The sequence below is a fragment of the Pontimicrobium sp. MEBiC01747 genome (genome assembly GCF_053601635.1).
The window spans coordinates 1-3580 of record NZ_JBSHNS010000081.1 but is presented as its reverse complement, the minus strand read 5'-3'; the positions used below and the strand labels follow the sequence as shown (position 1 = coordinate 3580).

Genomic DNA, 3580 nt, shown 5'->3' with positions numbered 1-3580 from the left:
TCATACTTCCATACTCACTTTGACGAATTTTCTCAATGCTTTGGTTGAAATCATAAAACTCTGTTTTATGTTGAATTTTAAAAACTGCTTGCCAAAATTCTTTTTGATAATCAGACATATCTAATAAAGATTTTGCCTCTTGTAATACTTCATTACCATATTCTGAAATTATTGAGTGTTCCGTATCTTGAATATCATTTCTAAAACAAGACCTAAAATCTAATTTGTTTTCATTTACTTGAAAAACAATTGTAATTATTTCAGAAACCAAATCGCATATAGTTGAATCTGTCTTTAGGCTATTTAAATCATAAAAAGAATTTGTTTTAATATAAAAACTATTCTTTTCATTTATAAAATCAAATTCTTCAAGCTCAATTTCATTATTATTGATATCACAAGAAATTCGATTGCAAATTTCTATGTTCAAAGACTTAATATTTTTTACTTGAGTATCAATTAGGGTACTGTTGTCAGGTGATATTTTACTTAATCTTATTGACAATAAATATGGTTTTATTAAACGTAAATATTCATTCAGCCATTGTGTCATTGAAATATTAAGTTCTTTCAATATAACTTTTATCTTAAAATCTTTAAATGTTTTTATTCCAAAAAAGGCAGATACTTGACTTTCGCCAACTCTTTTTGGGAAATTAAGAATAGCTTCTTGGCTAATTATCTTTTTTGGTAATTTTGAATTATCTGAATAATAGACTTCTGAATAAGTAAAGTAACTACTTTGTTTTCCTTTGGTAGCAAATAGTTTGAAATCATCAGTTATTAAAAGAGCTTCTTTATTTTTTCTATAATGTTCAAAAGCTAATTTGTATATTTTTTGTGTATTTTTCCCTTTAGCATCTTTTTCTTTTAATGAACCTAAAATCTCACTTACTCTTTCAATGGATAAATCACTAAAATTTTCTTTAGCTCCTAATTCTATTAATATGGAATTAATCTCATCCTTTGTAATTTGATATTTGCTAAATAGTTTATTGGAATAATCAATTTTTACTTCGTTGACAAAAGACAATTTATCATCAGTTATTAATAGGTCGTTGAAAATTTTCTGTTGTTGAAGTTGATATTTGAAATAAGATGGCTTGTTTTCGAAATAATGGTAATAATTGAAACTATGTTCAGCTCTTTTATCATATCTAAAAATATCATTATTGAACGAATCGCTTAACTGTTTTTGAAGATTACTGTCTTTTATTAGCCAAATGATAAGCTTTTCATTGCTTATCAATTTTATAATATTTTCGAAATTATCTATTTTACTAACTCTAATGTATGAGTCTCTATAGCCAATTGGCTTTTCAATATTTTTGAATACGAATGTTTCATATTGATTTTCTGGCACATAATCGTTCGTTATTTTAGTATGCTTATTTACTTTCAGAAAATCTAATAAAAAACGTTCCACAGAAATTGAGTCTTCATTTTCTAACCCTAAAGTTTTTCTACTTGAAACAAATTTATTCTTTGGTAAAATGCCTTTAAATAAATCTTCTGTAAGTTCTCCTGAAGGATAATCTCTAGAAAGATAAAGTTCATTTGCCAATTGAATTTTCCCACTTTGAGTTATTACTTTGACTTTAGAAGTATCTGGACTTGTTGTTTCGTTTAAATCTTTGTGAATATTATACAAGGACATTATCATATTCTTTGTAATAATGTTTACGTCACTTTTACTTTTAGATTTTTGAATTAATCGATTGGTTTCTGTAATTACTTTTCCAATTACTGGAATTGGCTCAAATGAGCGAATTCTAACAATCTCTTTTAGCCTTCTCTGTAATTCCCTTGCTTTTTCTTTGTGATTAGATAAATCATATTTGTTAAGTAGTTTTGTGTAGAAATATTTATTTAAAAAGTCGATTTTAACAAAATCTGGCAAGCTGAATTTTTCAGATTTAGTGGTTGGTGGTGTAAAGACAGAAATACTTTTATCTATCACTTTTTTATCTTCATTCAATAAAAGAGAGTATTGTTCATTGTTTGAGTGAAAGGAATTGTCTTGTTCTAATATATAAATTAGGTCTACTCTGTCATTTAAGGTTTTTATTTCTTGACTAATTTTGTCAATTTTTTTTATGAAATTCTTTGATTTCAAAACCCAAAATTGCAAATCTAATTCAGATGATAACCAATGCTTTAATTCAGAGTTTATAGGTATTAAAAGATTTGAAAAATAGTTTATGTTGTTGGTTTCAATAATGTAATTTGTGAAATCAGTATTATACATTAAGGTATCAGTTAATTTTCGATACAGACCATCGATACAGGGAAACAATTCTAACTCTTTTATTTTTTCATTTATATTTTCATAAAAATTTAGGTCTGACAACACTTTGTTTTTGTTGTTATAGTTTAACAACTCTAAAGGTTTCCAACTAACTTTTTCTTTCGACACTTTTTTCGCCGCTTCAATGATAAGCTCTATTAGTTTTTCAAGGACAAACTGATTTTTATCTGATTTAACTAATTGGTTTCTTGAGCTGTCCAAATCAAAGGTTCCGTGAACAACAAATGGGAATTCTAAATTTACTTTTGTTGGAAAAAAAGTAAATAGTAAATCAGTTTCATTCTCAAATCCTATAGGAATTGCAATCTTTAATTGGTAGTGTTCTTTTTGGGTATTGGTATTATCTTGGTATTTATCGTCAAGAACTCCCGATTTTTCATAAACTGTCCATTTTTTATCTCCAATTGAAATTGGTTTTTCAATAGATTTTTCTCCCTTTATTTCTATATCATTAATGTCATCAAAACCTTGTATTTCAATTTTTTTGATGTTATTTAGAAATAGTAAAACTTCTTCTTTTAAATCTTTGACTTGTGTGAGGATGTCATCAAAAAATTGGTCTCGATAATTAATTTCTATTGATGTTGTGAAGTCTTTATGATTAGATGATTCCTTTATTAACGGAATTGCTAAAAAAGGTAATGGGTTTACGTCTTTTGAAAATGAAAATTCATTAATAATATTTAATCTTTCATTTTCATCGAACAAGTTGTGAAATTCCTGCTTTCTTTTTTCTTCCGAAAATTCAACTGTAGTTCCATTACTAATGATTGTGATACTGTAGCTCCAGTTAATGATAGAACGAAAACCTAATCCTTTATTTCCAATATATGATTTTTTTAATTTTGAAGAAAGGTTTTGAATCATTAATGACCTATATCCTTCTTTGGTAAAAGCTTCTCCTTTATTTGATATTGTAAGGATTGAATTTTTAGTATCAATTTTAATCAATATTGCATTTGAACCTGCGTCATCTGCATTTTGTATCAGTTCTAATAATTGTCTGCCATTATAGTCTTTTGTAGTTTCTTTCTCTCTTTTATATGCTCCGACCATTTCAGCATAATTTTCTTTAAAGAGTTTTCTTTTTTTTATTATTTCTTTTTCAATTATTTTCTTCATTCACAATTTTCGAGCGTTGGCAAGAAACAGCTCTTTTGGTTTTTTCAGCGTTGGCTTATGTGTTGGGTAAAAACCAAATGTGCTGTTTGTGTGGCTGGCTTTTTTAGTTCAAATGTTCAATTTTTGCTCGATTTTCGCATTACTTACAAC

At 26.9% G+C, this 3580-nt stretch carries 1 protein-coding gene; it reads right to left on the bottom strand.

What is annotated here, in order from left to right; genetic code table 11:
• Positions 1-3430 (bottom strand): sacsin N-terminal ATP-binding-like domain-containing protein (locus ACVC2P_RS01395; protein WP_452596696.1); only part of this gene is annotated, 3430 nt, incomplete at its 3' end.
• Between the last annotated feature and the right edge of the window lie 150 nt (positions 3431-3580).